1 protein-coding gene is annotated in these 1,254 nt (G+C 60.1%); it reads left to right on the plus strand.

Going from position 1 to position 1,254, the window contains the following annotated elements; all coding sequences use genetic code 11:
- Positions 1–107: 107 nt before the first annotated feature.
- Complete coding sequence (locus PQQ96_RS42025; RefSeq protein ID WP_408303315.1) at positions 108–1,241, plus strand: ISAs1 family transposase; 1,134 nt, start codon at positions 108–110, stop codon at positions 1,239–1,241.
- Positions 1,242–1,254: the final 13 nt, after the last annotated feature.

Here is a 1,254-nt window from a genome sequence, read left to right on the forward strand (position 1 = left end):
CAGGGCAATCGCACGAAAAATTGTTTACACACAATGGGTTACGAATGGGGTTGTAAACTGCTGCGAAGAAGCGTTAACTCTTGGTTTTGCTAAGAGCCGAGAGTGGTGTGGACGACGAATACGAGCCGTTGAGTTTGCAAGACGCGTTTGGGGACCTGAAGGACCCGCGTGTACGCATCCCGGAGCATGATCTGACGGAAATGCTGGTGGTTGCACTGGCGGCGATCCTGTCGGGTGCCGACAGCTGGGTGGGGATCGCTTTGTGGGGGCAAGGACAACTGGAGTGGCTGCGCCGGTACTTGCCGCTGCGCAACGGGATTGCCTCGCATGACACGTTCGGGCGCGTATTCGCGGCGCTTGATGCGCGGCAGTTCGAGGCGTGCTTTGTGCGTTGGGTAAGCGGCATTTGTCCTGCAGTCGCGGGCCAGGTGGTGGCAATTGACGGCAAGACGGTACGGCGCTCGCACGGCATGGGGCGTAGCGCGATCCATCTGGTATCGGCCTATTGCGGCGCGTTGGGGGCAACCTTGGGCCAGGTCAGGACTGCCGACAAAAGCAATGAGATCACCGCGATCCCGGCCTTGCTGGACGCCTTGCTGCTCAAGGGTGCGATCGTGACGATCGACGCGATGGGTTGCCAGCGGGAGATCGCGGCGAAAATCGTGGCTGGAGGTGCCGATTATGTGCTTGCGGTCAAAGGCAATCAGCCTGCCCTGCATGAAGCGATCGTGCAGCTGTTCGATGCACAGCGCACCCAGTCTCTGCGCAGCGTGCGCTTCGCTGAGCACTGTCAGACAGGCAAGAAAGTGCACGGACGAATCGAGACGCGCCGGTGCGTTGCGACCGACATGATTGACTGGCTGGATGTGGACGGCAAATGGGCCGGCCTGCGTTCGGTGGCGATGGTTGAGGCCACCCGCGAGATCGACGGCCGCGTTTCGGTGGAGCGGCGGTACTACGTGAACAGCCTGCCCGCGGACCCGAAACGGATCAACGAGGCGGTGCGCGCTCACTGGGCCATCGAAAACAGCATGCATTGGGTGCTCGATGTCGCCTTTGGCGAGGATCAATGTCGTGCCCGGGTGGACAATGCAGCACAAAACTTCGCGATCCTGCGCCGCATCGTGTCGAATCTACTGCACGCTGACAAAGCCACCAAGGTCGGCATAAAGAACAAACGGCTCAAGGCCGGATTCGATGAACACTATCGGGCTCAAGTGCTTGGAATGCAGGTCTCTTGATGCGATTGCCCTG

Origin of the sequence: Paraburkholderia sediminicola, from assembly GCF_046027825.1 — a bacterium.
Classification (GTDB): Bacteria; Pseudomonadota; Gammaproteobacteria; order Burkholderiales; family Burkholderiaceae; genus Paraburkholderia; species Paraburkholderia sediminicola_D.